The organism is Streptomyces sp. NBC_00212, assembly GCF_045206365.1.
Classification (GTDB): Bacteria; Actinomycetota; Actinomycetes; order Streptomycetales; family Streptomycetaceae; genus Streptomyces.
In genome coordinates this window covers 6,840,881-6,866,068 of record NZ_CP108115.1, presented here as the reverse complement: position 1 = coordinate 6,866,068, position 25,188 = coordinate 6,840,881, and the positions used below count along the sequence as shown (strand labels likewise).

Here is a 25,188-nt window from a genome sequence, read left to right as displayed (position 1 = left end):
TTCACGTCCTAGCGATGGCTGGGGAACTCGACGACCTGCTGGTACGTCGGCCGGTTCTGCCAGTTGACCGCGGACTGGGTGATGCCGCCGAGCGGTCGCTGCACGATGCTGTCGGCGCACCACTGGTCGCCGGCCCCACAGCCGGCGTCACCCGGGTAGACCTGCGCCGGGGTCTTGGCGGCGGCCTGCTTGAGCGTGCCGAGCAGGCTGTCGCGGCAGGCGTCGAGCTTGCCGTCGCCGCAGTAGCCGCGGGCCAGCGGCCCCTGCACGGGCTCGCCCAGGACCGTACGCAGGTCCTTGTCGGCGTAGCTCCACCAGCCGTACTGGAAGGCGGACCCGGCGTGCGAGCCGGTCGGGCCGTGCCCGGCCGAGGGTGCTTCGTCGATGCCGAGGTTGGCGGTCAGGGCGTTGTAGAGCGGGTCGCCGAGCCCGGGGCGGAACTCGGCCTCGACGAGCAGCGGCCACCAGGCGTCCATCAGGCGCACCGCGTCGGGATGGGTGTAGGCGTGCGAGCCCTGCGAGGTCTCGCGGCGCTGGCTTCCGTCGGCCTGCCAGGCCTCCAACTGCTGGACCGCTGTGGCCAGTTGGGGATCGGTGATCGGCGCGCTGCGCAGCACCTTGAGGAGCTCGGGCAGGACGTCCTCGCCGCGCAGGTCGGTGACGGCGGCCTGGGCCATGGCCCGGGTGAGCGAGGAGCGAGTGACGCCGCCCTGGGCGACCAGCGCCTTCACGCGGTCGTCGAGGAGGTTGGCACGGTGCACGGAGCCGTCACCGAAGCCGGCCGTGGAGTAGTCCTTGGCCTGCTTGTTGTTCCAGGACACGTAGTAGTCCTGGCCGATCGACTGGGGGTGCTGGGCGGGCGGGGTGTAGGCGGCCGTGTTGTTCGCGGGGTCGAAGCCCTGCCACTCGTAGGCCTGCTCCGCCTTGGCGGGCAGCGAGGGGTCGACGTTCGGGTTGCGGACCGGGTTCAGGCCGCTGTTGTAGTAGGCGGCGGTGCGGGAGTCCGCGTAGAACCAGTTGAAGGTGTAGTCGACGTGCTGGGCCGCCTCCTGGAAGGTCTTGGCGTCCTTGACGTAGGAGGGGTCGTTCATCATCTGGAAGCCGATGATCGAATCTGCGTCGTGCCGGTAGGTGGAGCGCAGTGAGGTGTACGCGACGGGCTTGCCGCCGACGGTGGCGCGGGCGGTGACGATGCCGTACTTGGTGCGCCACACCTGCATCCGGTAGGAGCCGGCCGCCGTGGTGTCGGCGACCGTCGGCTTCCAGGAGTTGGTCTTCTCCAGCTTCTCCATCGGGGTGCACACGCCCCGGTAGAGGTAGTGGGTGGCGTCCTGGCAGAGCTCGACGGCGTACGTGTCGGTGATGTCCTGGCCCGCCGACGTGGCCGACCAGGCGTAGTCCTGGCCGCGGCCGAGCTGGACGTACATGCCGACGCCCGCGAAGGAGGCGCCCCGGGCACTGATGCCGGGGCCCTGGATCTCCTGGAGCATCAGCAACTGTGGCGCGAAATAGCCGGTTTGGGGACCGAACACCGCTACAGGGTTGCCGCTCGCGGTGTGCGAGCCGGACACCACGAGGGCGTTGGACATGCCGCGCGGCTTGCCGAGGTCGATGCCGGGCAGCACGCCGTTGTCGTACACGCCCTTCAACGGCTTGAGCTGCCGGGGAACTTTCACGTCCGCCTTGGCATTGGTGTTCGCCGAGCCGGTGCGGTCGTAGACGAGCTGTTCGGGGACGACCGTGCCGGGGTCGGGCATCGCGGCGCCCTGCGCGTCGGCGGGCTTGCCCGCGTACGGGAAGCTGGTGCCGTCGTGGACGGTGAGCACCGACTCGGGGTCGTTGCGCTCGCGGAAGGACTCCCAGACCTTGGTGCCCTCGGCCACGCCGTACTTCGCCTGGGCGGCCTGGAGCGACAGCGCTGCCTGGACCTCGCCGCCCCCGCCGCCGCCGAAGAGCCCGCCCACCACGGAGGCGAGCGCGATCAGGTCGGTGAGCTTGAAGGGCTGGATCTCGCCGACGTTCGTAATGGAGTCGATCTTGCCGGTGAGGACGTACTCGCCGGGGAAGTAGCGACCGTCCTTGGACTGCTTGGCATAGGCGTTGATGCCGTCGACATAGGCCTGGGCGTCGGCCATGGCCTGCTCGCCGCGGGCTCCGTTGGCGGTACGGATGCGGTCGACCTGCGCCTGGAGATCGGCCTCGGTGTACGGGGCCTGCGGCCAGAACTCCTGCTCAAGGCCCTGGTTGGCGAGGGCGCCGCCCGCGAACGAGGTGAGCTCGCCGCGCCCGATGTGGCGGAAGAGGTCCATGAGCCAGAGCCGGTCCTGCCCGGCCGCGTACCCGGCGCCGTACTCGGTCCCGTACCGCGTGGTGCCCTTGATGTGCGGTACGCCCGTGGCCTTGTCGCGGGTGATGGTGACGTCGGGGCGGGGCGAAGTCGTGGACTCCACCTGCCCGTTCGGGACGCCGAAGGAGGCGTCGTTGAAGAAGCTGTTGAGCTTGTCGTCGGTGAGCGAGGACTGGCCGGCGACCAGGGCGTCGTACTTGCCGAGCTCGTCGTCGCTGTGTGCGGGATGGGTCCCGAACACCTTGTTCCCGAGGATCTCGACGAGGGTGGCGTTGCCGTTGGCGCCGGGCGGCAGGATGTCGGAGCACTGCCCCTGGCAGAGGTCGCCGTCCGCGGGTTCGGCCGCGCCGGCCGGGACCGCGGGACCGAGCAGGGCGGCGGACAGAGCGATGACGGTGACGGCGCAGGCGGCGGCTCTGCCGCGTCCTGTGCCCGTCAGGAGTCGAAGTCTGCTGGTTTTTATGGCTGTTGTGAGCCTTGCGGTGCGTCGTCGCATGCGCGCTCCTAGTGGGGGCCGATGCGCGGGAGGCTACTTGGGGTAACGCCGCGCCGTAAGGTGAACATGCGTCACCTTCTCCGAATCCCCACACGCCCGCCCGACCCGCTCCGCGATCACGGCGGGCCGGCCGGCGAGCCGGCTGCGGAAGCTGTGCCCTTTCGGCCTCCGCCGGCACGCGTATTCCTTCCGGGCTCCGCAGGGTTATGTGGGACGGGCGAATACCGGCCGTGCCGCTGGTTCCCAAGTGCCCATAGGGGCCAAACCGGTTGAAGGGATTCCGGATGTGCCCAAGGGCCTGATCCTTTGTCCGCCTCGGCACTCCCCCGGCACCGCCACTACCTGGCCTCTTGAGCCGTTCCAGCAGGTCGGCGGGGGGAACGGTCCATACGGGCCACGTTCTGAGGAGTTCATGAGAATGGGATTCCAACGGTTGGGACAGGGTAGGCGAATCCCCCGTAATGGACGCCATCGGAATTTCGATGGAGCCGGATCGCCTTCGGGTACGTCCATTCCTCGACGCCGAAGTACGAGCGACGGAGGTGGCAGGGCCATGGCTGGTTTCCGCAGTCTGGCGAGACAGGTGCGCGACCCGAGGAACGACCTCGCGTTGCGGCGCTATTCGCTGCGCAAGTGTCTGGAGCGGTTCGCCCCCTACGGGCACAGGGCGACCTGGGACCATCTGTGCGGCAGGCACCGCATCGGGCCCGAGGACCGGGCACCCGATCCGGCGCGGCTGGTGGCCGCACTGGAGGAGCTGGAGGCGGCCAGGGCCGTCTGGCTCGCCTACGAAGTGGAGTTCGCGGAGCGCAGGAAGCGCGAGAAGCACGCGGGGCTGCGGCGCCCGGGCTCCTTCGACGACTGGCACCGGCGCACCTGGGGCGGTTTCGGGGTGGCCTGGTGCGACGATCCCACGACGCACCCCACCGAGCCGCTGGCCGAGGTGCTCGGCCGCATGATCGCGGCACTGCGGGCCGCGCCCGGCACGGTGTGCCCGGTGTGCGGGGGGAGCCGGCTGGTGTGGAACCAGGATCTGACCCACGAGCCGTGGTTCGGACCGGTCTGCTCGGGCTGCGGGATTCTGGTGCCGCGCCCGGTGCTGACCTCCGAGGCGGTGGCACGGGCCAAGGCGGCACGGCGCGGAGAACTGGCATCGGTGGCGTGAGCGGCGCGGGGGCGAGCCGACTCTCCCCCGCGTTGCCAGAGGGGCTTCCATCGGCGGAGTCCTCGCTGTCGGCGGAGCCAGCGTTGTCGGTGGAGCCCGCACTGTCGGTGGAGCCCGCGTTGTCAGTGGGCTCTGGCACCATCGAAGGCATGATCCAGGTCTGCCTGAACGGCGTACGAAGTGCTCAGGACGGGTCGGCGGTGCCGCTGTCCCCAACCGCCCTGGCCGAGTCCGCGGCAGCGGCCGTGGCCGCCGGTGCCGCCGAGGTCCATGTCCACCCCAAGACGCCCTGCGGAAGCGATTCGCTCTCATCACGCGTGGTGGGCCCGGCGCTTGAGGCGATACGGGCCGCGGTGTCGGTGCCGGTCGGGGTGACCACGGGCGCCTGGGCGGAGCCGGATCCGGCCCGCCGGCTGGAGCGCGTCCGGTCCTGGACGGTGCTGCCCGACTACGCGTCGGTCAACTGGCACGAGGACGGCGCCGACGAGGTGGCGGCCGCCCTGCTCGATCGGGGCGTGGGCATCGAGGCGGGCATCTGGTCCGACACCCCCGCCGCCCAGCACTTCCTCAACTCACCCCATTCCTCAAGGGTGTTGCGCATCCTCGCCGAGGTGATCGGCACGTCCGCCGAGGCCGCCGAGCCGACGGCCCACGCGCTGCTCAGCGAGCTGGGCACCGCGCACGGCAGGCCCATCCTCCTGCACAGCCATGACGGAGGCACCTGGCCGGTGCTGCGCCTGGCGCGCAGGCTGGGGCTCGACACCCGAATAGGGCTGGAGGACGTGCTGGTACTGCCGGACGGCGAGCGGGCCGAGTCCAACGCCCAGTTGGTACGGGCGGCGCTGGCCTGCTCGTAACCCGTAGGGCGTCGGGGGCTGTCAGTACGGGGGCTGGGGCCTGCTCGCAACGGGCCGGGCGGCACTCAGGCCTTGCGCTCGGCGAGCAGCCGGGAGCCGGTCAGGCTGTCGCCGAAGACGTCGTCCGGGTTGGACAGCACGCAATTGTCCAGGGACAGACAGCCACAGCCGATGCAGTCCGAGAGGTGGTCGCGCAGCCGGCCCAACTGTGTGATGCGCCGGTCGAGTTCGGCGCGCCAGTTCTCGGACAGGCGGGCCCAGTCCTCCTTGGTGGGGGTGCGCTCCTCGGGGAGTCCGGCCAGGGCGTCCCGGATCGTGGCCAGCGGGATGCCGACGCGCTGCGCGGCCCGGATGAAGGCCACGCGGCGCAGAGTGTCCCGGCAGTAGCGGCGCTGATTGCCGGAGGTCCGGCGGCTGGTGATCAGGCCCTTGGACTCGTAGAAGTGCAGGGCGGAGACGGCGGCCCCGCTGCGCGCGGACAGCTGCCCGACCGTGAGCTCGTGGATCTTCTCTGGAATCTGCGGCACCCCTCGAACCCTACTGGCCCCCGCCCCGGCCCCGCCCGGGCGCCCTACGCGACGGGCCTGGCCCCCGCCCCCGTACGTCGTTGACAGGACCGGCGGCCCCAACCATGCTGAGCTAGCTGAGCAAGCGCTTGTACAGGTGCTTGCGCATGTACTTGTTCATGACTGCGAGAGCGTCGCGAGAGGCAGGGACCAGGGACATGGCAGAGCCGAGGATCTTCACGTCCGCCGAGGAGCTGAAGGCCGGGGTGGGCGAGCAGCTCGGGCACAGCGACTGGCTGGAGATCGACCAGAAGCGGATCGACCTGTTCGCCGACGCCACCGGCGACCACCAGTGGATCCACGTCGACCCGGAGCGCGCCGCGGCCGGTCCCTTCGGGTCGACCATCGCGCACGGCTATCTCACCCTGTCGCTGCTGCCGACGCTGGTCCCGCAGGTGCTGCGCGTCGAGGGCATGAAGATGGGCATCAACTACGGCACCAACAAGGTCCGCTTCCCCTCCCCCGTGCCGGTCGGCTCGCGGCTGCGCGCCACGGCGGTCCTCACGGAGGTCGTGGAGGCGGGCGGCGGCATCCAGGTCACGGCGAAGGTCACCGTCGAACGCGAGGGCGGCGACAAGCCGGTGTGCGTGGCGGAGTCGGTCTCGCGCTACTTCTTCTGAGCCCCCACCATCCGCAGCACGAGGTCGGCGTACAGCGCGCCGACCTCGTCGGGCGTGCGGCGGCCCTCGGTGTTGAACCAGCGGGCCACGTCGATGCAGAGCGACAGGACGGCGAGCGTGGTGCCCGGCACGTCCGGCACGTCGAACTCGCCCGCCGCCACGCCCTCGTTGAGGATGCGGCGCACCGCGGCGTCGCTCTGCCTGCGCAGCTCCACGATCTCGGTGCGGTGCTCGGCGCCGAGCGCGTCGAGCTCGTACTGGACCACGCGGGCCGTCATGTGGTGCCCCGCGTGCCAGCGGACGAAGGAGCGCACCGCGGCGGAGAGCCGCTCGGCGGCACTGCCCTCACTCTCGGCCGCGGACCGGAGGATCTCCAGAGCCTTGTCGTGGCCGATCCGGCTGATCCGGTGGAGCAGCTCTTCCTTGGTCTTGTAGTGGATGTAGAGCGCGGCCGGGCTCATGCCGGCCCGGCCCGCGATGTCCCGGGTCGTGGTCGCGTGGTACCCGCGCTCGGCGAAGGCCTCGACGGCGGCGACGAGCAGTCTCCTGGCAGCCTCGGGCGTGACCTCGCCCCACGGCTTCTCCTCGCCGCCGGCCGTCTCCTCAGTCACGTCAGCCGTGCCCATCGCTCGCCCCTTCCGTCCGTCCGCGCTTCCGTTCAGCAGGACGAACACCATACCCCGAGGGTGAGCAAGCGCTTAGGGCCTGTCCGGCGGGCCTGGTCACCGTCGGCCTAAAGCTTCTGGAACGGGTCGTGTTCGGCCAGGAGCTTCTCCAGGCGGGCCTGGTCGACGCGGCTGACGATCTGCCCGGCCTCCTGCCGGTCCCTGATCACCTTGGCCAGCGTGAAGGCGGACGTGACGAGGTAGAGGACCGCTATGCCGAGGAAGGCCCGCACCCAGGCGTCCGCCTGGAGGCGGAGGATGCCGATCGCGGTGGCGACGAGCGCGATCGAGAAGGCGGCGACGGCCTGTCCGTAGTACGCCGCGGTGTTCTGCTGCTTGACCGGTGTCTCACTCATGGCGCACAGCATGGAGCGGATGTGGCGCGCGCCACATCCGCTCTCGTACTCAGTACGTACTCAGACGGCCAGGGGGTCAGAAGGCCGAAACCCCGGTCTCCGCGCGGCCGATGATCAGCTTCTGGATCTGGCTGGTGCCCTCGTACAGGGTCATCACGCGGGCGTCGCGCAGCAGTTTTCCGACCGGGTACTCGTCGATGTAGCCGTAGCCGCCGAAGACCTGGAGGGCGTTGTTGGCGGAGCGCACCGCGGCCTCGGAGGCGAACAGCTTCGCCTTGGACGCGGCGGTCGCGAACTCCTCGCCCCGGTCGACGAGATCGGCGACCCGCCAGGTCAGCAGCCGGGCCGCGTCCACGTCCACCGAGATGTCGCTGATCAGCTCCTGGACGAGCTGGTAGTGGGCGATCGACCTGCCGAACTGTTCGCGTTCGCCGGCGTACTTGACGGCCGCGTCCAGCGCCGCCCGGGCGATGCCGACGCAGCCGGCCGCGACCGACATCCGCCCCTTGGCGAGCGCCGACATCGCTATGGAGAAGCCCTTGCCCTCGGGGCCGAGCAGCGCACCCGCCGGGACCCGTACGTCGTCGAGGACGAGCTCGGCGGTCGCCTGGCCGCGCAGGCCGAGCTTGCCGTGGATGGTGCGCCGGGTCAGGCCCGGGGTGTCGGTCGGGACGAGGAAGGCGGAGACGCCGCGGTGGCCCGGGGCGTCGTTGGTGCGGGCGAAGAGCAGCACCACATCGGCCCAGGTGCCGTTGGTGATGAACATCTTGGCGCCGTTGATCACGTAGTCGCCGGACGCGCTGTCCCGGACGGCCTTCGTGGTGAGGTTCCCCGCGTCCGAGCCCGTGCCCGGCTCGGTGAGGCCGAAGCAGCCGATGGCGTCGCCGGAGGTGAGGCGCGGCAGCCAGGCGCGCTTCTGCTCCTCGCTGCCCCAGGACGCGATCGTCTTGGTGACCAGGCCGAGCGAGACGGAGACGATGCCGCGGACCGAGGAGTCGCCGCGGCCGAGTTCCTCGGTGACCAGGCAGTAGGCGAGGTGGTCGCCGCCCGAGCCGCCGTACTCCTCGTCGATGGTGAGCCCGAGGAAGCCGAGCGCGCCCAGCTTCTTCACGATCGACTTGTCGACGTTCTCGGAGCGGTCCCACTCGACGACGTGCGGGGCGATCTCGCGGCCGACGAACTCCGCGGCGAGCTGCCGCACGGCCGCCTGTTCCTCGCTCAGCTCCAGGTTCATTTCGGCTGCACCCCAGATTTAATTACCACTGCTAGTTTTTGGTTGGCAGGCCCTACTATGTGCCGCATGGCCCGACCGCGCAAGCCCCTCCTGAGCACCGACCGCATCGTCACGGCGGCGAGCGCGCTCGTGGACGCGGAGGGCCTCGCGGCCGTCTCGACCCGCCGCCTCGCCGCCGAGCTCGGGGTCAGCGGGCCCTCGCTCTACAACCACTTCCGCACCAAGGACGAGATCCTGGAGGCCGTCGCGGACGCCACCTCCGCACAGGTCGACCTGTCGATGTTCGACCCGGACGACGACCGCGACTGGCGTACGTCCCTGCACGACTGGGCGCTCGCCTACCGCGCGGTCCTGACCCGCCACCCCAACATCGTTCCGGTCCTCGCCCAGGGGCCGGGCCGGCGCCCGGCCGGTCTGCGGCTCGCGGACGCGGTGTTCGGCGCGATGGTCGCGGCGGGCTGGCCGCCCGCCCAGGCGACCCGGATCGGCGCGCTGATGCGGTACTTCATCATGGGCTCGGCGCTCGGCTCCTTCGCCCGCGGCTTCGTGGACGACGAGGCGGCGTACGACCCGGCGGACTATCCGCATCTGGGCCAGGCGCACCTGCTCGCCGAGCGGCAGGAGAAGATCGACGAGGGCGCCTTCGAGACGGGGCTGCGGGCCCTGCTCGACGGGCTCTCGATGCAGTACCGGGCGCTGGGCGACCAGTCGGCACCGGAGGCCCCGGTCCCCTCCTGATCGTTTCCCGATCGTTCGGGAGCCCGGGCCCGGCACGATAATTCGGCCGGCCCCCGGCCTCCCTGCGCCTACTGTCCTTGCATGACCATGACCAACCCCTCCACCGAGCGCCGCTCCGCTCGGCTCGCCCTGGCCGCGGTGGCCGTCTCCGTCGTGCTGTGGGCCTCGGCCTTCGTGTCGATCCGCAGCGCCGGGGAGGCCTACTCCCCCGGCGCCCTCGCCCTCGGCCGCCTCCTCGCCGGGTCGCTCGTGCTCGGGCTCTTCCTGCTCATACGCCGAGAGGGGCTCCCGCCGCGCGCCGCCTGGCCGGGCATCGCGGCGTCGGGTTTTCTGTGGTTCGGCTGCTACATGGTGGCCCTCAACTGGGGCGAGCGGCAGGTCGATGCCGGTACCGCCGCGATGATCGTCAACATCGGGCCCATCCTCATGGCGCTGCTCGCCTCGCGCTTCCTCGGCGAGGCGCTGCCGCCGCGGCTGGTCGCCGGCATGGCCGTCTCGTTCGCGGGCGCGATAGCGGTGGGGCTCTCGATGTCGGGCGACGGGCACGCCTCGGTGCTCGGCGTGGTGCTGTGCCTGGTCGCGGCGGCGACCTACGCGGCCGGGGTCGTCCTGCAGAAGCCGGCCCTGCGGCACGGCAGCCCGCTCCAAGTCACCTTCTTCAGCTGCCTGGTGGGGGCGGTGGCCTGCCTGCCGTTCAGCGGGCAGCTGCTCTCGGGTGCCTCGCACGCGCCGCTCTCCGCGACGCTCAACATGGTCTACCTGGGGGTGTTCCCGACCGCGCTCGCCTTCACGACGTGGGCGTTCGCGCTGGCCCGGACCTCGGCGAGTCGGATGGGTGCGACGACGTACGTGGTGCCCGCGATGGTCGTGCTGATGTCCTGGGCGGTCCTCGACGAGGTCCCGGCCGCGCTCACCCTGGTGGGCGGCGCGATCTGCCTCGCGGGTGTGGCTGTTTCGCGGTCCCGGCCGCGGGCCTCCGGGGGCGGGGCCACGGTGACGTCCGGGGCCGGCTCCGCGGACGGGGGCGGGCCGTCCGGGCCCACCCCCGAGCCCCGTCCTGGGGAGCGGGTCAACTAACCAGCAGCCGGCTGGAACACCACCAGCGCCCGTCCCCCCTTCCCCGCCAGCATGTTGTCGAAGGCGGTCGGGATGTCGGCCAGGGCGATGCGCTCGGACACCATCGCGTTGAGGTCCAGGCGGCCGGCGCGGATGTGTCCGGCCAGGACCGGGACGTCGGTCGCCGGGTCGGAGTTGCCGTACACGCAGCCCGCGAGCGTGCGGCCCCAGTGGAAGATCTCCAGGGCGTTGAAGGTGACCTGCTGGTCCTTGCCGCCGATGCCGACGACGGTGGTGCGGCCGCCGCGCCGGGTCGACTCCCAGGCGGTACGGATGGTGACGGCGCGGCCCACGCACTCGACGGCCACGTCGGTTCCCTGGCCGCCGGTGAGCCCCCGGATGTCCTTGGCCGTGGTCTCGGAGGCGACGACGAAGTCGGTCGCGCCCGCCCGGCGGGCCAGCTCCTCCTTCTCCGGGGAGACGTCGACGGCGATGATCCGCGCGGCGCCCGCGATCCTGGCCGACTGGAGCGTGGCCAGGCCCACGCCGCCCGCGCCGAACACCGCGACCGTCTCGCCCTCGCGCACCTTCGCCGAGTGGTGGATCGCCCCGTACCCGGTGAGCACCGCGCAGCCGAGCAGCGCGGCCTCGGTGAGCGGGACGCCCTCGGGCAGCGGGATCAGGCAGTTCTCGGCGACCACGGTCTCCTCGGCGAACGCGGCCACGTTCAGGCCCGGGTGCAGCTCCGTGCCGTCGGCGGTGCGCGCGTACACCGAGGCCGCGCCGTTCAGCGCGTTGACGCACAGCCACACCTCGCCCAGCGAGCAGGGGTGACAACTCCCGCAGGACGGCGCCCAGTTGAGGACGACCTCGTCGCCGGGGGCCACCGATGTGACGCCCTCGCCGACGGAGACCACGGTGCCCGCGCCCTCGTGGCCGAGGACGGCCGGGACCGGGACCCGCATGGTGCCGTTGGTGAGCGAGAGGTCGGAGTGGCATACCCCGGCGGCGGCCAGGCGAACCCGCACCTGGCCGGGGCCCGGCTCGGGGAGGTCGATGTCGGTGATCTCCAGCGGAGAGCCGACGGCGGGCAGTACGGCGGCGCGAACCATGACTGGCGTTACTCCTGAACGGTGGGAAGAGGGGAAGGGTTGCGGTCTCAGAACTGGAGCGACTTCGTCTGGAGGTACTCGGTCAGGCCGTGGACACCGAGCTCGCGGCCCACGCCCGACTGCTTGTAACCGCCGAAGGGAGCAAGGGGGTTGAAGCGTCCGCCGTTGATGTCGACCTGGCCGGTGTCCATGCGGCGCGCGAAGGCCACGGCCTCCGCCTCGTCGCCCGCCCAGACCCCGCCCGCCAGGCCGTACACGGTGCCGTTGGCGATCCGAAGCGCGTCGTCCTCGTCCACGTACTTGATGATGGAGACGACCGGGCCGAAGATCTCCTCCTGGGCGATGGTCATCTCGGGGGTGACGTCCGCGAAGACCGTCGGCGTGACGTAGTAGCCCTGCTCCAGGGGTGCTTCGGGGCCGCCCGCGACGATGCGCGCGCCCTCCTGCACGCCCTGCTCGATGTAGCCGCGCACGCGCGCCAGTTGCTTGGCGTTGACGAGTGGGCCGACGCGGTCGCCGACGGTGTACTTGGCGGCGGCGGCCGAGGCCAGCTCGACGGCCTCGTCGTACTGGTCGGCGTGGACCAGCATCCGCGTCCAGGCGCTGCACGTCTGGCCGGAGTTGCCCATCACGTTGGCGACGCCGACACCCACGGCCTTGGCGAGGTCGGCGGAGGGCAGGATGACGTTGGCGGACTTGCCGCCCAGCTCCAGGGCGACCCGCTTGACGGCGGCGCCCGCCGTGGCGCCGATCGTCCTTCCGACGGCCGTCGAGCCGGTGAAGGAGACCAGGTCGACCCCTTCGTGCTCGGCGAGCGCCTGGCCCGCGACCGGGCCGAGGCCGGTGACCAGGTTGAACACACCGGCGGGCAGGCCGGCTTCGTGCACCGCCTCGGCGAAGAGCTGCGCGGTCAGGGGCGTGTCCTCGGCGGGCTTGAGGACGACCGTGCAGCCCGCCGCCAGTGCGGGAGCCACCTTGTTGACGATCTGGTGCAGCGGATAGTTCCAGGGCGTGATCGCGCCGACGACCCCGACCGGCTCCTGGTAGACCGTGGAGTTCCCGATCTTCTCCTGGAAGGCGTACGTGGCGGCCAGCTCGGCGTACGAACCGGCGACCGCGATCGGCAGACCGGTGTGCACGGCCTGGGCGAAGGCCGGCGGTGCGCCCAGTTCGGCGCTGATGGTCGCGGCGATCTCGTCCTTGCGGGCGACCAGCCGGTCCCGCAGCACCGTGAGCTTCGCCGCGCGCTCGGCGGGCGGGGTCGCGGCCCAGGCCGGGAGTGCCGCGCGGGCGGCGTGCACCGCGCTGTCGACGTCCTCGGCGGTGCCCGCCGGGACGTGGGCGATGACCTGCTCGTCCACCGGGTTCACCACCGCGATGGCGTCCTGGCCTGCGGCAGCTCGCCACTCGCCGCCGATGTACATCCCGTCGTGGGCCTTCATGGCATTCCTCCCGAGCCGAGCCAGTGTCCTGCGCCGCTCAAACTAGCGCCGTTAGTTTTTGGGCGCCAGGGGCGGCCCGCGCGACCGGGGCCCGGTCGCGCGGTGGTTCTCACCGGCGCCATCCTCCTGGTCCCGGCCGGCACTCCGCCAGGCGCCCCCTTCGGCCACGCACTGGCGCCGCCCACGACGAACGCCGGCGCGGCACGAAGGACGTGCCGCGCCGGCGGAGTCGGCCGAAAGGGAGGGGTCAGATGATGCCGAAGAGGATGCCCGACCCGAGCACCACCAGGCAGGTGAGCGCCGCCCACTTCACGGTGAAGCGGGTGTGGTCGCCGAACTCCACCTTGGCCATGCCGACCAGGACGTACACCGCCGGGACCAGCGGGCTCGACATGTGCAGGGCCTGTCCGGCCAGCGAGGCGCGGGCGATCTCCAGCGGGGATACGCCGTGCGCGGCACCGGCCTCGGCGAGGACGGGCAGGACACCGAAGTAGAAGCCGTCGTTCGACATGAAGTACGTGAGCGGCAGGCTGAGCACTCCGGTGACCAGGCCCATCTGCGAGCCCATGCTGTCCGGGACCACGCCGACCAGCCAGTCGGCCATGTGCTTGACCATGCCGGTGCCGTTCAGGACGCCGGTGAAGACGGCGGCCGCGAAGACCATGCCGGAGACGTTGACGACATTGTCGGCGTGGGCGGCGATGCGGGCCTTCTGGTCCGGGATGTGCGGGAAGTTCACGGTCAGCGCGAGGGCCGCGCCGATCAGGAAGAGCACCGGGATCGGCAGCCACTCCATGATCATGGAGGTGAGCAGGGCGACGGTGAGCAGCGCGTTGAACCAGTACAGCTTGGGCCGCAGGGTCTCCCGGACCGGGTCGAGCCCCTGGAAGTCGTCGCCGTCGGGGGCGTCCGTACCGGCGCCGCCGCCGCTCGCCTTGCCCGAGGTCCCGCCCGAGCCCGAACCCGAGCCGCCGGCCCCGACCAGGACTGTCTCGCTCTCCGGCTCCAGGACCTTGTCGAGGGACAGGTAGCCCAGGCGCTTGCGCTCGCGCATGCCCAGCACGTACGAGAGGACGAGGACGGCGACGAGGCCCACCGCGAGCGCGGGGATCATCGGCACGAAGATGTCGGAGGCGTCCAGCTTGAGGGCGGTCGCGGCGCGGGCGGTGGGGCCGCCCCAGGGGAGCGTGTTCATGACACCGTTGGCGATGGCGGCGACGCCCGTCATCACGACGAGGCTCATGCCGAGCCGCTTGTACAGCGGGTACATCGCCGAGACGGTGATCATGAAGGTGGTGGAGCCGTCGCCGTCGAGCGAGACGATCGCGGCGAGCACCGCCGTGCCGACGACGACGCGCATCGGGTCGGCCTTGCAGAAGCGCAGGATGCCTCGCACGATCGGGTCGAAGAGGCCCACGTCGATCATCACGCCGAAGTAGACGATCGCGAACATGAGCATCGCGGCGGTCGGCGCGAGCGAGCCGACGCCCTTGATGACGTAGTCGCCGAGATGGGCTCCCTTGCCGACGAAGACGCAGAAGAGAGCGGGGATCAGAACCAGCGCCGCGATCGGCGACATCTTCTTCAGCATGATCAGGACCAGGAAGGTCGCGATCATGCCGAAGCCGAGGATGGTCAGCATGGAGGACACCTAACGTTCACCCTTGAACTCCCACCAGGGGCTGGCGGTGCGGATGACGTTAGGTCGCCGTTTCAATCCTTAACAAGATGTTGACACCTGAGCAATACGAGCAAAAGTCCAGGTCACGATAGGGGTACGAGTTCGACGGGGAAGCCGTTGAGCACGGAGGTCCCCGACAGCGGGTCGAACCGGGAGCCGTCGAGGAGCTGGTTGACGTTGACGCCGGGGCGGCCCGCGGCCACCGCGAGCCGGCTGCCGGGCCTGCTGTGTCCCCACCCGTGCGGCAGGCTCACGACACCCCTGCGGACGCTGTCGGTGATCTCCACGGGGGCCGCTATCTCTCCCCCGTCCGCCGTGATCCGTACGTCGGTGCCGTCGGCGAGGCCGAGCCGGGCCGCGTCCTCGGGGTGGATCTGGAGAGTGCAGCGGTTGGAACCGCCGTTCAGGGCGGGGATGTTGTGCAGCCAGCTGTTGTTGGAACGCAGATGGCGCCGGCCGACGAGGACCAGGGAGGCGGGCCGCTCGCTCAGGGCGGCGCGCAGCCGGGGCAGGTCGGCGGCGATCGGCGCGGGCAGCAGCTCGATCCGGCCGCTGCGGGTCCTGAGCACCTGCGGCAGGCGCGGCCGAAGCGGCCCGAGGTCGATGCCGTGGGGGTGGGCGAGCACGCGGTCCAGGGTGAGTCCGTCGGGGTCGGCGCCGAAGCCGTCGCCGTACGGGCCGAGCCGGAGCATGAGGTCGAGGCGCCGCTCGGGGCCGTTGGTGCCGGTGAGCAGGGCTGCGAGTTCCGTCGCGTCCTGGCCGTGCACGGGCGAGTGCGGGTCGGCGACGGCCTTGGCCAGCGCGCTGTCGATGACCATCGCGTCCACGGCGGCGGGCTCCGCGCCGTGCATCCCGCTCGCGGCGAGCACGAGCCGGGCGTGTATCTCGCACTCGTCCATGCGCCCTTCGGCGAGCGGCACGGCGGGTCGGGTGTAGCGGACCTGGTTGCGGACGGCGAAGCCGTTGAACGCGAAGTCGAAGTGCGCGCTCTGGGAGGGCGGCGGCGGGGGCAGTACGACGTCGGCGTGCAGCGAGGTCTCGTTGAGATACGGGTCGATGCTGACCATGAAGTCGAGCCCGGCAAGGGCCCGGTCGAGCCGGTCCCCGTCGGGCGCGGAGAGGACCGGGTTGGCGGCGCAGGCGATGACCGCGCGGATCCGGCCGTCCCCCGGCGTCTCGATCTCCTCGGCGAGGGCGGCGAGCGGCAGTTCGGACTTCACCTCGGGGTGTCCGCCGACCCGGCTGTGCCAGCGCCCGAGCGCGAAGCCCTTGCCGGGGCCCGCCGGGCGGGGGGTGCGGTCGGTGGCGGAGAGCGGGAAGAGCGCGCCGCCCGGCCGGTCGAGGTTGCCGGTGAGGACGTTGAGTACGTCGACGAGCCAGCTGGCCAGGGTGCCGTGCTCGACGGTGCAGCTGCCGATCCGGCCGTATACGGCGGCGGTGGGTGCGGCGGCGAGTTCGCGGGCGATGGCCCGGATGCCGTCCGGGTCCACGTCGCACACGGGCCCGACGGCCTCGGGCGTGAACTCCCTTACCGCGTCGGCCACTTCACCGATTCCCTCGATGTGCGCCTCGGCCTCGCCCGGCGCCGCCAGCTTCTCCTCGAAGAGCACCTGGGCGATCGAGGCGAGCAGCAGGGCGTCGGTGCCGGGCCGGATCGCGACGTGCCGGTCGGCGAGCTTCGCGGTACGGGTGCGGCGCGGGTCGACGACGGTGAGGGTGCCGCCGCGCCTCCGCATCGCCTTCAGCTTGCCCGGGAAGTCGGGGGCGGTGCACAGGCTGCCGTTCGACTCAAGGGGGTTGGCGCCGAGCAGCAGCAGATGGCCGGTGCGGTCGAGGTCGGGCACCGGGATGGCGAACGGGTCGCCGAACAGGAGCCCGCTGGAGACGTGCTTGGGCATCTGGTCGAGGGTGCTCGCGGTGAAGAGGTTGCGGGTGCGCAGCGCGCCGAGCAGGACGGGCGGGTAGAGCGCGCCGGCCATGGTGTGGACGTTGGGGTTGCCGAGGACGACGCCGACCGCGTTCGGCCCGTACTCCTCGACCAGGGGCCGCAGGCGGGCCGCGATCAGGTCGAAGGCCTCGGCCCAACTGGCCTCCTCCAGAACGCCGTTGCGGCGCACGAGCGGCCCGGTGAGCCGGTCGGGGTCGGCGTCGATCTCCCCGAAGGAGGCGCCCTTGGGGCAGATGAACCCCTGGCTGAACACGTCGTCCGCGTCGCCGCGGGCGCCGGTGACCCGGCTGCCCTCGATGGTCAGGCTCAGCCCGCAGGTGGCTTCGCAGAGCGGGCAGATACGCAGGGCGGTGCGGGACATTCGTCCTCCCAGGGCGTCGGCGCGCGGGCCGTTCGAGCATACCGACCGGTAGGCATGCGGGGGAGCCCCTGGTCGGGCCGAAGTCCGATCCGGACGGGGTCCGGACACCGGCTCTCAGTCCAGGGTGCGGGCGAGGTAGGCGTGCAGGAGCTGCCGCGTCTCCGCCACGATGCCCGGGTCTCCCTGCGGGTCCGTGCGGAACGCGAGGCGCAGTGTGGCGTCGGCCGCCTCCACCGCGACCAGGATGACCCGGCGCAGATCCGCGTCCAGGGTGCGGCCGAACTGGCTCGGGAGGAGCTCGGCGAGGCGGTCGGCCAGGAGGTGGTTGGCGTCGGAGTCCGGGTCGGGCACCGGCTGGGGGCCGCCGAAGTCGACCAGGTTGAATCCGGGCACGGTCTGCTTCAGGACGAGGTACTCGTCCAGGACCGCGTCGACGGCGCCCCGCCAGTCGGCCGCCTCGATCGTTTCGAGCCGCGCGTTGATCATGCCGGCGTAGCGGTCGAGGTTGCGGGCGGCGAGCGCCTCCGCCATCGCGCGCTTGTTGCCGAAGAAGCGGTAGACGGACCCGATGGGCACGCCCGCGCGCTGGGCGACCGCCCTGGTGGACAGGTCTTCGTAGCCGGTTTCGTCGAGGAGCTCGGCGCAGGCGTCGAGTATCCGGGACAGCCGCTCGGCGCTGCGCTGCTGCACGGGCGCCCGACGGAGGTTCGCGTGGAGATCAGGGGCAGGAGACACGCGCCCATCATGCCCCGCCCGGCCGGTTTTCCCGTTGACGCGACCGCATCGTAATCCTACGGTTGAGCATAGGATTCCGGCACGGGAGCAGGAGAGCGGACGATGACGACATCTACCGGCGAACAGGCGAGGAAGATCGCGGAGGGCCTCGGCCACTCCCACGGCTTCGGCAATGAGCACAGCTCGGAGGCCGTCCCCGGCGCCCTTCCGCACGGTCGCAACGCGCCCCAGCGCGCCCCGCTCGGTCTTTACGCGGAGCAGCTGAGCGGATCCGCCTTCACCGAGCCGCGCGCGGACAACCGCCGCTCCTGGCTGTACCGGATCCGGCCATCGGCCGCGCACCCCCCGTTCACCCGCGCCGACAACGGACACCTGCGCTCCGCCCCGTTCACCGAGACCGTGCCCGACCCGAACCGGCTGCGCTGGAACCCGCTGCCCGAGCCCCCGGCGGGCACCGACTGGCTGGCGGGCCTGTGGACGCTCGGCGGCAACGGCGACGCGACCCAGCGCACCGGCATGGCCGTGCACCTCTATCACGCCAACTCCTCGATGAACACAAGGGTGTTCAGCGACGCCGACGGCGAGCTCCTGATCGTCCCCGAGCGCGGCGGCCTGCTCCTGCGCACCGAGCTCGGCCTGCTCGCCACCCGCCCCGGCGAGGTCGCCCTGATCCCGCGCGGCGTCCGCTTCCGCGTCGAGCTGCTCGACGAGAGCGCCCGCGGTTACGTCTGCGAGAACTACGGCCGGCCCTTCGAGCTGCCCGAGCTCGGCCCGATCGGCGCCAACGGGCTCGCCAACGCCCGGGACTTCCGGGCCCCGGTAGCGGCATACGAGGACGTCGAGGGCCCGGTGGAGGTCGTCAACAAGTTCTGCGGCAACCTCTGGACCGCGACGTACGACCACTCGCCGCTCGACGTCGTCGCCTGGCACGGCACGCACACGCCGTACGTCTACGACCTGCACACCTTCAATGTCATCGGCACCATCAGCTACGACCACCCCGACCCGTCGATCTTCACGGTGCTCACCTCGCCGTCCGATACCCCGGGCCTGGCCGGCGTCGACTTCGTGGTGTTCGCGCCGCGCTGGCTGGTCGGCGAGGACACCTTCCGCCCGCCGTACTTCCACCGCAACGTGATGAGCGAGTACATGGGCCTCATCGAGGGCGCGTACGACGCCAAGGCCGAAGGCTTCGTGCCCGGCGGCGGCTCGCTGCACAACATGATGTCGGCGCACGGCCCGGACCGGGAGACCTTCGACCGGGCGAGCGCCGCCGAGCTCAAGCCGCAGAAGATCGACGACGGGCTTGCGTTCATGTTCGAGACGCGCTGGCCGGTCACCGCCACCGAGCAGGCGGCGAGCGCCGACCACCTCCAGCGGGGCTACGACGAGGTGTGGCAGGGTCTCCAGCGCCACTTCCGCTCCTGAGCACCACCTGATACGGAATCCCTGTGACCTCCTCCTTCGCACCCGACTCCCTGGTCCTGAACCGGAAGCTGCCGCTCTGGTACCAGGTCTCCCAGTCGCTGCGCGCCTCGATACTGGGCCGCTCCCCCGACGCCTCGCTGCGCCTGCCCACCGAGGAGCAGCTCGCGGCGCACTACGGGGTGAGCGTTCTGACGATGCGTCAGGCACTCAAGGAGCTGGAGGAGGAGGGCCTGATCAGCCGGCACCGGCGGCGCGGCACGTTCATCGAGCCGGCCGCCCGGCGGGCGTCCCCGGTCCGGCTGCTCGGCTCGATCGACGCGATCGTGGCCCAGCAGTCGGGCGAGCGCACCACGATCCTGGGCCACGGCCCGGAACCGGTCCCCGGTGACCTCGCCGAGTACTTTCCCGGCTGCCCCGAGGTCGTGACGTACCGGCGGCTGCGGTGCGACGACGAGAGCGGCGAGCCGACCAACTGGGCCCACAACGCGGTGCGTCCGGAGGTGGCCGCCGCGATCGACCTCGCGGATCTGGAGCGCTGGCCGATGACCAAGGTGCTGCGGGACGCGGTCGGGGTGGACATCGCACGCATCACGGACACGGTGGAGGCCCGCCTGGCCGACCCGGTGACCGCCGAACTGCTCCAGGTCCCGCTGCTCTCGCCGATCCTGCACTACACGGGCGTGACGTACGACGGAAAGGGCCAGGTCGTCGATGTGGCCCGGATCCACTACCGCGGCGACCGCTTCTCGTTCTCGGTGACGGTCGAAGCGCGCTGAGAGCACTCACTAGCATGCTGGCTGTGAGCGATGACGTGCCTCTCCTCGACGACCTGATGCCCTGGTCGGTGGCCGCGCTGCGGCTGGGGCGCGACTGGGTGGTGGCCCCGGACGAGCGCACCCTGCGCTCCCGCTGGGATCTGCTCGTACGCTCCGAAGGGGCCGAGCGGGAGCGGCTGTTCGGCCCGACCCGGTCGCGTACGCTCCGGACTTCCGTGGCCGCCCTTCCCGGCCGCACCGGCGGAACCGGCCCGTTCGCGCAGGAGCGGGGCCCCTGCCCGGCGCCGGTCCGCATCCGGTGCGGGCCCTTCGACGAGCAGTGGCTGATAGCGGACCAGCGCCTGATCGACGCCGCCCGGCCCGAGCTGTGGCGGGTGGCGGACGAGCAGCAGCTCTTCGTGGTGGAGCAGGGGTACGTGCCGAAGGACGCCGGTCCCGCGCTGACCGTCTCGGCCGTACTGCCCGACGGCCGCTCCCCCGCCGGGCGCCCCGGCCGCATCCGCCCGCTGTACCGCCGCCCCGGCGGCCGCGAACCGAACCTGGCGCCGGGCCTGCTCCCCTTCCTCGCGAAGGCGTACGGATGCGAGGTCACCCCGCACGACGTGCTCGCCTGGGCCGCGGCGGCCGCCCGCCCGAGCGCCGCGAGGTGCGTGGTGCCGTTGACGCGCGATCCCCAACTCTGGTCCACCGGCGTCGAGTTGGGGCGCCGAATCAGCGCCCTGATGGTGCGCGGGGCGCGCGGTGGCGAGAAGCCGCGGCTGCCCGGCGGGCGGCGGCCCTATGTGCGGGCGGCGCTCCCGGCCCGCCCGCACGAACTGCGCTACGACGCAGAGGACGAGACCCTGCACGTGGGCGACGGCGGCCGCATCTCGCCGGTGCCGTCCCAGGCGTGGGAGTTCGAGGTCGGCGGGGTGCGGATCCTCGATCTGTGGTTCCAGCGGCGCACGGAGGCCGCCGAGCCCGGCACGCCGGGCGCGGTCGGCCCGGCCGCCTGGCCCCAGGAGTGGACCTCGGACCTGCTCGAACTGATCACGGTGCTCGCCCTGCTCGGCGAACTGCGTTCGCGGCAGGCCGAGTTGACGGACGCGATCACGGAGCCGGTGACGCGTGGCGAGCTGCGCGCGGCCGGTGTACTGCCCGTGCCGGACGGGGCACGGCATCCCGCGTCCGTACTCGATCACCACGAGGAGGGACCCGGGGGCCAGTTCGCCCTCATCTGAACAGGGCCGCGAGCCCCCCGGCCTCAGGCCTGATACTCCGTCAGGTCGATGGAGTGGATGTTGAGCGCGTGCCCGAACTCGGGGTGCGTCGTCTCGCGCTCCAGCTTCATGCCGAGCTTGCGCATCACGTTCTCGGAGGCGTCGTTGCCCACCCGGGAGATGCTGATGACCCGGTCGAGCCCGCGGTCCTGGAGCGCGAACTCCAGCGAGGCGTGAGCCGCTTCGGACGCGTACCCCTGACCCCAGAACGGCCGGCCGAGCCGCCAGCCGATCTCCACCTCGTGGGCCGCCTCGGGCAGGAAGTACGGCACGGACAGGCCGGTGAAGCCGATCATCTCGCCGGAGCCGAGGAGCTCGACGGCGAAGAGCCCGAAGCCCTCGTCGTCCCACTCGTCCTCCCAGCGCTCGATGTCCGCGGCGGTCCGCTCCAGATCGCGGACCGAGCCGTCGCCGATCCAGCGCATGACCTCCGGGTCGGCGTTGATCTCCGACATGGGGACGAGGTCGTCGTCGGTCCAGCGGCGCAGGAGGAGGCGGGGGGTGTGGATCTCGGTCATGGGGCCATCCTGCACGGGCCGGGGCCGAGCCGGAAATCCGCCCCCCGCTACGTGCCGAACCCGTCGAGCGTCCGGCCCAGCGCCCGCTCGAAGACCGCGTCCAGGTCGATGGGCCCCGAGTCCTCCGCGAAGGCCGCGGCCAGGCGCGGATAGCGGCCCGTGGAGACCTGACTCAGGAGGTAGCCGATCCGCACCCCGTGCTCCTGCTCCGCCGACCAGGGCAGCGACCGGGTGCGCTCGGCGGTGGCGATCTCGTTGGCGACGTAGGTGGTGACCACGCTGGTCACCGAGGCGACCAGCTCCATCTTCGTGCCGTACCTCGCCTCCAGCGGATCCAGGACGGTCATGCAGTGCTCCAGGTACCGCAGCGCGTTCGGGCTGAAGCCGTACACCGGGGACATCAGGCCCGGCATCCACGGGTGGCGGTGCATGAGCGCCCGGGTCTGGTGGGCAAGGCCGAGCATGTCGGCCCGCCAGTCCCCGGTCGGATCACTCAGCTCGTACTCGGCGCTGACCGCGTCCACCATCAGCTCGTACAGGTCCTCCTTGCGCGGCACGTAGTTGTACAGCGACATGGTTCCGCAGCCGAGCTCGGCCGCGACACGGCGCATGGAGACCGCGTCGATGCCGTCCGCGTCCGCGATCCGCACGGCGGCGGCCGCGATGTCGGCACGGCTGAATGCGGGCCTGGGGCCCCGTCCGGCGCGCTCGGGGCGCGCCCAGATCACTTCTGGTTCAGCAGGTCGCCCTGCCATGGATCATCACCTCGCCCCCCATCGTAGTTACGTACGCCGTACGTAGTGCGCTATGGTGAGCCGCATGACAACTACGTACGCTGTACTTAGTGAAGGTCTGGAGAAGCGCTTCGGCGACGTCCACGCGCTGCGCGGCCTCGATCTCGCGGTCGCCGAAGGCACCGTCTGCGGGGTGCTCGGCCCCAACGGCGCGGGCAAGACGACGGCGGTGCGCCTCCTGACGACACTGCTCGCGCCGGACGCGGGCTCGGCGCGGGTGGCCGGGCACGACGTGGTGCGCGAGCAGGACGCGGTGCGACGGCAGATCGGCGTGACCGGCCAGTCGACCTCGGTGGACGTCGAGCTCACCGGGCGGCAGAACCTCCAGCTGTTCGCCAAGCTGCACGGCATGCGCGGCACGGCAGGACGCGAGCGCGCGGCCGAACTCCTCGGCCAGTTCGACCTGCTGGAGGCCGCCGACCGGGCGGCGGGCACGTACTCCGGCGGCATGCGACGCCGCCTCGACCTCGCCGCGAGCCTGCTCACCCGCCCCCGGGTGCTGTTCCTCGACGAGCCCACCACCGGGCTCGACCCGGCCAGCCGGAACCAGATCTGGGCCGCCGTGCGCGCCCTGACGGCCGAGGGCACGACCGTGCTGCTCACCACCCAGTACCTGGAGGAGGCCGATCAGCTCGCCGACGACATCGTCCTGATCGACCAGGGCCGGGCCGCGGTCGCCGGCACCCCCGCCGAGCTCAAGGCCAGGATCGGCTCGTACGCACAGGTGGTGGTCGCCAGCGAGGCGGGTATGGCTCAGGCCGCCGCCGTTCTCGACCAGTTGACCGGAGCCGAGCCCCAGCTCGACGCCGCCGAGCGGACGGTGGGCGCGGTCTCCATGGACCCGACGCTCACCCTGCCCCGCATCGTGCGCGAACTGGACGCGGCCGGGGTCCCGATCCTCGACGCGAGCCTGCGCCCGCCCACCCTCGACGAGGTGTTCCTGCGCCTCACCGACACCACCAACTCCCGCAAGGAGCTTGTGACATGAGTTCGCTCGCGTACGACAGCACGGCCCTGCTCGGCCGCCAGCTCCAGCGCATCAAGCACGCGCCCGGCGTGCTGATCCTCACCCAGACCATGCCGATCACGATGCTGCTGTTCTTCGGCTACGTCTTCGGCAGCGCGCTCGCCATGCCGGGCGAGCAGTACCGGGCCTATCTGGTGCCCGGCCTCCTGGTGGCCACCGCCGCCAACGGCCTGATGACCGGAATGTTCCAGGCCGCGCAGGACTCCCACCGCGGCGTGATGGACCGGCTCCGCACCCTGCCGATGAGCCGGGCCGCGGTGCCGGTCGGCCAGAGCGCGGCCGATCTGCTGACCACCGCGCTCGGCATGATCCCGCTGATGCTCGTGGGCCTCGCGGTGGGCTGGCGGATCGAGACCGGGCCGCTCGGCGCGCTCGGCGCCTTCGGGCTCCTGATGCTGCTCCGCCTGGCGACGACCTGGATGGGCTCGTTCCTCGGCCTGCTCACCCAGAGCGAGGAGGCCGCCGGGCAGCTCGGCTCGGCGACGTTCATCCTGCCGCTGCTCTCCAACGCGTACATCCCCACCGACAAGCTCCCCGGCTGGCTGCGCACGATCGCCGAGTGGAACCCGATCAGCGCGGTCGCCTCCGCCGTCCGCGACCTCTGCGGCAACGCCTCGCCCGCCCCGGACGCCGCCTGGCCGGTCGCCCACCCGGTCGCGGGCTCGCTCGCCTGGTGCGCCGTCCTGCTGCTGATCTTCGTGCCGCTCGCGGTGCGCCGCTACGCGAGTTCGGGCCGCTGAGCAGCGCCAAGGGGTGACAAGGGCGGCCCGTACGCGATAGGTACGGCTATGAGCACTCAGCCGCTGCCCCTCGCGGGCATCACCGTCGTCGCCGTCGAACAGGCCGTCTCGGCACCGTTCGCGACCCGCCAGCTCGCCGATCTGGGGGCCCGCGTCATCAAGGTCGAGCGCACCGACGGCGGCGACTTCGCCCGCGCCTACGACACCGCGGCCCGCGGTCTCGCCTCGCACTTCGTGTGGTGCAACCGGGGCAAGGAGTCGGTGGCCCTCGACCTGAAGGACCCGCGCGGCCTGGACGTACTGCGCCGGCTGATCGCGGACGCCGACGTCTTCGTGCAGAACCTCGCGCACGGCGCCGCGGCCCGGCTCGGCCTGGACGCGGCGACCCTGTGCGCGGCGCACCCGAAGCTCGTCGCCGTGGACATATCGGGTTACGGCTCCGACGGCCCGTACGCGCACAAGCGGGCCTACGACATGCTGGTGCAGTGCGAGGCGGGTCTGGTGTCGGTCACCGGGACGCCCGAGCAGCCCGTCAAGGCCGGGATCCCGGCCGCCGACATCGCGGCCGCCATGTACGCCTTCTCGGGCGTCCTGGCGGCCCTGGTGCGTCGTGGCACGACGGGACGCGGCGGGCCGGTGGAGATCTCGATGCTGGAGGCGCTCGCCGAATGGCTCGGGCATCCGCTGCACCATGTGATGCACGGGGGCACCGAACCGGCGCGCACCGGCGTCGCGCACGCCGTGATCGCGCCGTACGACGCCTATCCCACGGCCGACGGCGGGCAGGTGCTGCTCTCGGTGCAGAACGACCGGGAATGGCGCCGGCTCGCCCAACTGGTCCTGGAGCAGCCGGAGTTGGCAGACCATCCGGCTTTCGCCACCAATGCGGCGAGGGTCACGCACCGGACGAAGACCGACGAGGTGGTGGCGCAGGCGCTGGCCGGGCTGACGGCGGCCGAAGCGGTCGAGCGGCTGGAGTCGGCGGGGATCGCCTGCGCCCGGCTCAACACGGTCGAGGACGTGGCCGCGCATCCGCAGCTGGCGGCACGGAGCCGCTGGCGGGAGGTGGAATCACCGGTGGGGCCGCTGCGGGCGCTGCTGCCGCCCATCAATCTGGGCGGCAGTCAGGAGGCGCGAATGGGTGCGGTGCCCGCGCTCGGCGAGCACACCTGCGCAACACTGCGGGCCCTGGGAATGACGGACGAGCAGTTGGCAGAGCTGCGCCGGGACGGTGTGATCGCCTGAACGCGGGGCGCTCGGAGTCGGG

General features: G+C 71.6%; 23 protein-coding genes. 11 read left to right on the top strand and 12 right to left on the bottom strand.

Translation table 11 applies throughout. The annotated features are described in order from the left end of the window. Positions 1 to 8: 8 nt before the first annotated feature. Positions 9 to 2,843, bottom strand: coding sequence for a penicillin acylase family protein (locus OHA17_RS31280; RefSeq protein WP_406509308.1), 2,835 nt, complete (start codon positions 2,841 to 2,843; stop codon positions 9 to 11). Between the two features lie 553 nt (positions 2,844 to 3,396). Here OHA17_RS31280 and OHA17_RS31275 point away from each other — a divergent pair. Both OHA17_RS31275 and OHA17_RS31270 read left to right on the top strand, forming a co-directional pair. Continuing rightward, complete coding sequence (locus OHA17_RS31275) at positions 3,397 to 4,008, top strand: hypothetical protein (protein WP_053723440.1); 612 nt, start codon at positions 3,397 to 3,399, stop codon at positions 4,006 to 4,008. A gap of 149 nt (positions 4,009 to 4,157) precedes the next feature. After that, on the top strand, positions 4,158 to 4,865 hold the full coding sequence (locus tag OHA17_RS31270; RefSeq protein ID WP_406509307.1) for a 3-keto-5-aminohexanoate cleavage protein: 708 nt from the start codon (positions 4,158 to 4,160) through the stop codon (positions 4,863 to 4,865). Positions 4,866 to 4,930: 65 nt separating this feature from the next. Here OHA17_RS31270 and soxR read toward each other — a convergent pair whose 3' ends face one another. Continuing rightward, positions 4,931 to 5,392 carry a redox-sensitive transcriptional activator SoxR gene (gene soxR, locus OHA17_RS31265; protein WP_406509306.1) on the bottom strand — a complete coding sequence of 154 codons (462 nt, stop codon included), beginning with the start codon at positions 5,390 to 5,392 and terminating at the stop codon, positions 4,931 to 4,933. 197 nt (positions 5,393 to 5,589) lie between these two features. Here soxR and OHA17_RS31260 point away from each other — a divergent pair, with 197 nt between their 5' ends. Further along, positions 5,590 to 6,051 carry a MaoC family dehydratase gene (locus tag OHA17_RS31260; RefSeq protein WP_406509305.1) on the top strand — a complete coding sequence of 154 codons (462 nt, stop codon included), beginning with the start codon at positions 5,590 to 5,592 and terminating at the stop codon, positions 6,049 to 6,051. Here the strand turns inward: OHA17_RS31260 and OHA17_RS31255 are convergent. The 3 genes from OHA17_RS31255 to OHA17_RS31245 all read right to left on the bottom strand — a co-directional run bounded on the left by OHA17_RS31255 (position 6,039) and on the right by OHA17_RS31245 (position 8,306). Next, positions 6,039 to 6,677, bottom strand: a complete 639-nt coding sequence (locus OHA17_RS31255) for a TetR/AcrR family transcriptional regulator (protein WP_406509304.1) — start codon at positions 6,675 to 6,677, stop codon at positions 6,039 to 6,041. The genes OHA17_RS31260 and OHA17_RS31255 overlap by 13 nt on opposite strands. 107 nt (positions 6,678 to 6,784) lie before the next feature. Next, a complete protein-coding gene (locus OHA17_RS31250; protein ID WP_053723528.1) occupies positions 6,785 to 7,072 on the bottom strand; it encodes a YiaA/YiaB family inner membrane protein in 288 nt (95 codons plus the stop codon). 76 nt (positions 7,073 to 7,148) lie between these two features. After that, positions 7,149 to 8,306, bottom strand: a complete 1,158-nt coding sequence (locus OHA17_RS31245) for an acyl-CoA dehydrogenase family protein (protein WP_406509303.1) — start codon at positions 8,304 to 8,306, stop codon at positions 7,149 to 7,151. A gap of 66 nt (positions 8,307 to 8,372) precedes the next feature. Here OHA17_RS31245 and OHA17_RS31240 point away from each other — a divergent pair, with 66 nt between their 5' ends. Together OHA17_RS31240 and OHA17_RS31235 are read left to right on the top strand one after the other, a co-directional pair. Beyond that, positions 8,373 to 9,044 carry a TetR/AcrR family transcriptional regulator gene (locus OHA17_RS31240; RefSeq protein WP_398879611.1) on the top strand — a complete coding sequence of 224 codons (672 nt, stop codon included), beginning with the start codon at positions 8,373 to 8,375 and terminating at the stop codon, positions 9,042 to 9,044. An 87-nt stretch (positions 9,045 to 9,131) separates the two neighbouring features. Then, positions 9,132 to 10,121, top strand: a complete 990-nt coding sequence (locus OHA17_RS31235; RefSeq protein WP_406510860.1) for a DMT family transporter — start codon at positions 9,132 to 9,134, stop codon at positions 10,119 to 10,121. Here the strand turns inward: OHA17_RS31235 and OHA17_RS31230 are convergent. The 5 genes from OHA17_RS31230 to OHA17_RS31210 form a co-directional block, all read right to left on the bottom strand. Next, on the bottom strand, positions 10,118 to 11,212 hold the full coding sequence (locus OHA17_RS31230) for a Zn-dependent alcohol dehydrogenase (RefSeq protein ID WP_406509302.1): 1,095 nt from the start codon (positions 11,210 to 11,212) through the stop codon (positions 10,118 to 10,120). The genes OHA17_RS31235 and OHA17_RS31230 overlap by 4 nt on opposite strands. Positions 11,213 to 11,259: 47 nt before the next feature. After that, positions 11,260 to 12,654 (bottom strand): aldehyde dehydrogenase family protein, encoded by a 1,395-nt coding sequence (locus tag OHA17_RS31225; RefSeq protein ID WP_406509301.1) that lies wholly within the window; start codon positions 12,652 to 12,654, stop codon positions 11,260 to 11,262. 247 nt (positions 12,655 to 12,901) lie between these two features. Next, positions 12,902 to 14,296: a CitMHS family transporter gene (locus tag OHA17_RS31220; RefSeq protein ID WP_406509300.1), complete on the bottom strand. Its 1,395-nt coding sequence runs from the start codon at positions 14,294 to 14,296 to the stop codon at positions 12,902 to 12,904. A 122-nt stretch (positions 14,297 to 14,418) separates the two neighbouring features. Beyond that, on the bottom strand, positions 14,419 to 16,644 hold the full coding sequence (locus OHA17_RS31215) for a molybdopterin oxidoreductase family protein (RefSeq protein WP_406509299.1): 2,226 nt from the start codon (positions 16,642 to 16,644) through the stop codon (positions 14,419 to 14,421). A 114-nt stretch (positions 16,645 to 16,758) separates the two neighbouring features. After that, a complete protein-coding gene (locus OHA17_RS31210) occupies positions 16,759 to 17,334 on the bottom strand; it encodes a TetR family transcriptional regulator (protein WP_398879619.1) in 576 nt (191 codons plus the stop codon). 147 nt (positions 17,335 to 17,481) lie between these two features. Between OHA17_RS31210 and hmgA the strand changes: the two genes are divergently transcribed. Genes hmgA through OHA17_RS31195 form a run of 3 tightly spaced genes read left to right on the top strand, consistent with a single transcriptional unit; the run spans position 17,482 to position 20,803 of the window. Continuing rightward, the gene (gene hmgA / locus OHA17_RS31205; RefSeq protein ID WP_406509298.1) at positions 17,482 to 18,807 is read left to right on the top strand and encodes a homogentisate 1,2-dioxygenase; all 1,326 of its coding nucleotides are present in this window, start codon (positions 17,482 to 17,484) and stop codon (positions 18,805 to 18,807) included. 23 nt (positions 18,808 to 18,830) lie between these two features. Further along, positions 18,831 to 19,583 (top strand): GntR family transcriptional regulator, encoded by a 753-nt coding sequence (locus OHA17_RS31200; protein WP_406509297.1) that lies wholly within the window; start codon positions 18,831 to 18,833, stop codon positions 19,581 to 19,583. A gap of 14 nt (positions 19,584 to 19,597) precedes the next feature. After that, positions 19,598 to 20,803 carry a type ISP restriction/modification enzyme gene (locus OHA17_RS31195; RefSeq protein WP_406509296.1) on the top strand — a complete coding sequence of 402 codons (1,206 nt, stop codon included), beginning with the start codon at positions 19,598 to 19,600 and terminating at the stop codon, positions 20,801 to 20,803. A 23-nt stretch (positions 20,804 to 20,826) separates the two neighbouring features. Here OHA17_RS31195 and OHA17_RS31190 read toward each other — a convergent pair whose 3' ends face one another. Both OHA17_RS31190 and OHA17_RS31185 read right to left on the bottom strand, forming a co-directional pair. Continuing rightward, positions 20,827 to 21,360 carry a GNAT family N-acetyltransferase gene (locus OHA17_RS31190; RefSeq protein ID WP_053723426.1) on the bottom strand — a complete coding sequence of 178 codons (534 nt, stop codon included), beginning with the start codon at positions 21,358 to 21,360 and terminating at the stop codon, positions 20,827 to 20,829. Between the two features lie 47 nt (positions 21,361 to 21,407). Then, positions 21,408 to 22,115, bottom strand: coding sequence for a TetR/AcrR family transcriptional regulator C-terminal domain-containing protein (locus tag OHA17_RS31185; RefSeq protein WP_406509295.1), 708 nt, complete (start codon positions 22,113 to 22,115; stop codon positions 21,408 to 21,410). 64 nt (positions 22,116 to 22,179) lie between these two features. Here OHA17_RS31185 and OHA17_RS31180 point away from each other — a divergent pair, with 64 nt between their 5' ends. The 3 genes from OHA17_RS31180 to OHA17_RS31170 are packed head-to-tail and all read left to right on the top strand — an operon-like array spanning position 22,180 to position 25,166. Then, entirely contained in the window at positions 22,180 to 23,142 is a 963-nt protein-coding gene (locus OHA17_RS31180) for an ATP-binding cassette domain-containing protein (protein ID WP_406509294.1), read from the top strand. After that, positions 23,139 to 23,921, top strand: coding sequence for an ABC transporter permease (locus OHA17_RS31175; RefSeq protein ID WP_406509293.1), 783 nt, complete (start codon positions 23,139 to 23,141; stop codon positions 23,919 to 23,921). Before OHA17_RS31180 ends, OHA17_RS31175 begins: the two co-directional genes overlap by 4 nt. Positions 23,922 to 23,969: 48 nt before the next feature. After that, on the top strand, positions 23,970 to 25,166 hold the full coding sequence (locus tag OHA17_RS31170) for a CaiB/BaiF CoA transferase family protein (RefSeq protein ID WP_406509292.1): 1,197 nt from the start codon (positions 23,970 to 23,972) through the stop codon (positions 25,164 to 25,166). The last annotated feature ends 22 nt before the right edge of the window (positions 25,167 to 25,188 follow it).

Bases quoted from the DNA above. Each gene is read 5' to 3' on its own strand.
- OHA17_RS31280 (WP_406509308.1), bottom strand. From the start codon at position 2,843: ATGCGACGACGCACCGCAAGGCTCACAACAGCCATAAAAACCAGCAGA.
- OHA17_RS31275 (WP_053723440.1), top strand. From the start codon at position 3,397: ATGGCTGGTTTCCGCAGTCTGGCGAGACAGGTGCGCGACCCGAGGAAC.
- OHA17_RS31270 (WP_406509307.1), top strand. From the start codon at position 4,158: ATGATCCAGGTCTGCCTGAACGGCGTACGAAGTGCTCAGGACGGGTCG.
- OHA17_RS31260 (WP_406509305.1), top strand. From the start codon at position 5,590: ATGGCAGAGCCGAGGATCTTCACGTCCGCCGAGGAGCTGAAGGCCGGG.
- OHA17_RS31255 (WP_406509304.1), bottom strand. From the start codon at position 6,677: ATGGGCACGGCTGACGTGACTGAGGAGACGGCCGGCGGCGAGGAGAAG.
- OHA17_RS31250 (WP_053723528.1), bottom strand. From the start codon at position 7,072: ATGAGTGAGACACCGGTCAAGCAGCAGAACACCGCGGCGTACTACGGA.
- OHA17_RS31245 (WP_406509303.1), bottom strand. From the start codon at position 8,306: ATGAACCTGGAGCTGAGCGAGGAACAGGCGGCCGTGCGGCAGCTCGCC.
- OHA17_RS31240 (WP_398879611.1), top strand. From the start codon at position 8,373: ATGGCCCGACCGCGCAAGCCCCTCCTGAGCACCGACCGCATCGTCACG.
- OHA17_RS31235 (WP_406510860.1), top strand. From the start codon at position 9,132: ATGACCAACCCCTCCACCGAGCGCCGCTCCGCTCGGCTCGCCCTGGCC.
- OHA17_RS31230 (WP_406509302.1), bottom strand. From the start codon at position 11,212: ATGGTTCGCGCCGCCGTACTGCCCGCCGTCGGCTCTCCGCTGGAGATC.
- OHA17_RS31225 (WP_406509301.1), bottom strand. From the start codon at position 12,654: ATGAAGGCCCACGACGGGATGTACATCGGCGGCGAGTGGCGAGCTGCC.
- OHA17_RS31220 (WP_406509300.1), bottom strand. From the start codon at position 14,296: ATGCTGACCATCCTCGGCTTCGGCATGATCGCGACCTTCCTGGTCCTG.
- OHA17_RS31215 (WP_406509299.1), bottom strand. From the start codon at position 16,644: ATGTCCCGCACCGCCCTGCGTATCTGCCCGCTCTGCGAAGCCACCTGC.
- hmgA (WP_406509298.1), top strand. From the start codon at position 17,482: ATGACGACATCTACCGGCGAACAGGCGAGGAAGATCGCGGAGGGCCTC.
- OHA17_RS31195 (WP_406509296.1), top strand. From the start codon at position 19,598: ATGCTGGCTGTGAGCGATGACGTGCCTCTCCTCGACGACCTGATGCCC.
- OHA17_RS31190 (WP_053723426.1), bottom strand. From the start codon at position 21,360: ATGACCGAGATCCACACCCCCCGCCTCCTCCTGCGCCGCTGGACCGAC.
- OHA17_RS31185 (WP_406509295.1), bottom strand. From the start codon at position 22,115: ATGGCAGGGCGACCTGCTGAACCAGAAGTGATCTGGGCGCGCCCCGAG.
- OHA17_RS31180 (WP_406509294.1), top strand. From the start codon at position 22,180: ATGACAACTACGTACGCTGTACTTAGTGAAGGTCTGGAGAAGCGCTTC.
- OHA17_RS31175 (WP_406509293.1), top strand. From the start codon at position 23,139: ATGAGTTCGCTCGCGTACGACAGCACGGCCCTGCTCGGCCGCCAGCTC.
- OHA17_RS31170 (WP_406509292.1), top strand. From the start codon at position 23,970: ATGAGCACTCAGCCGCTGCCCCTCGCGGGCATCACCGTCGTCGCCGTC.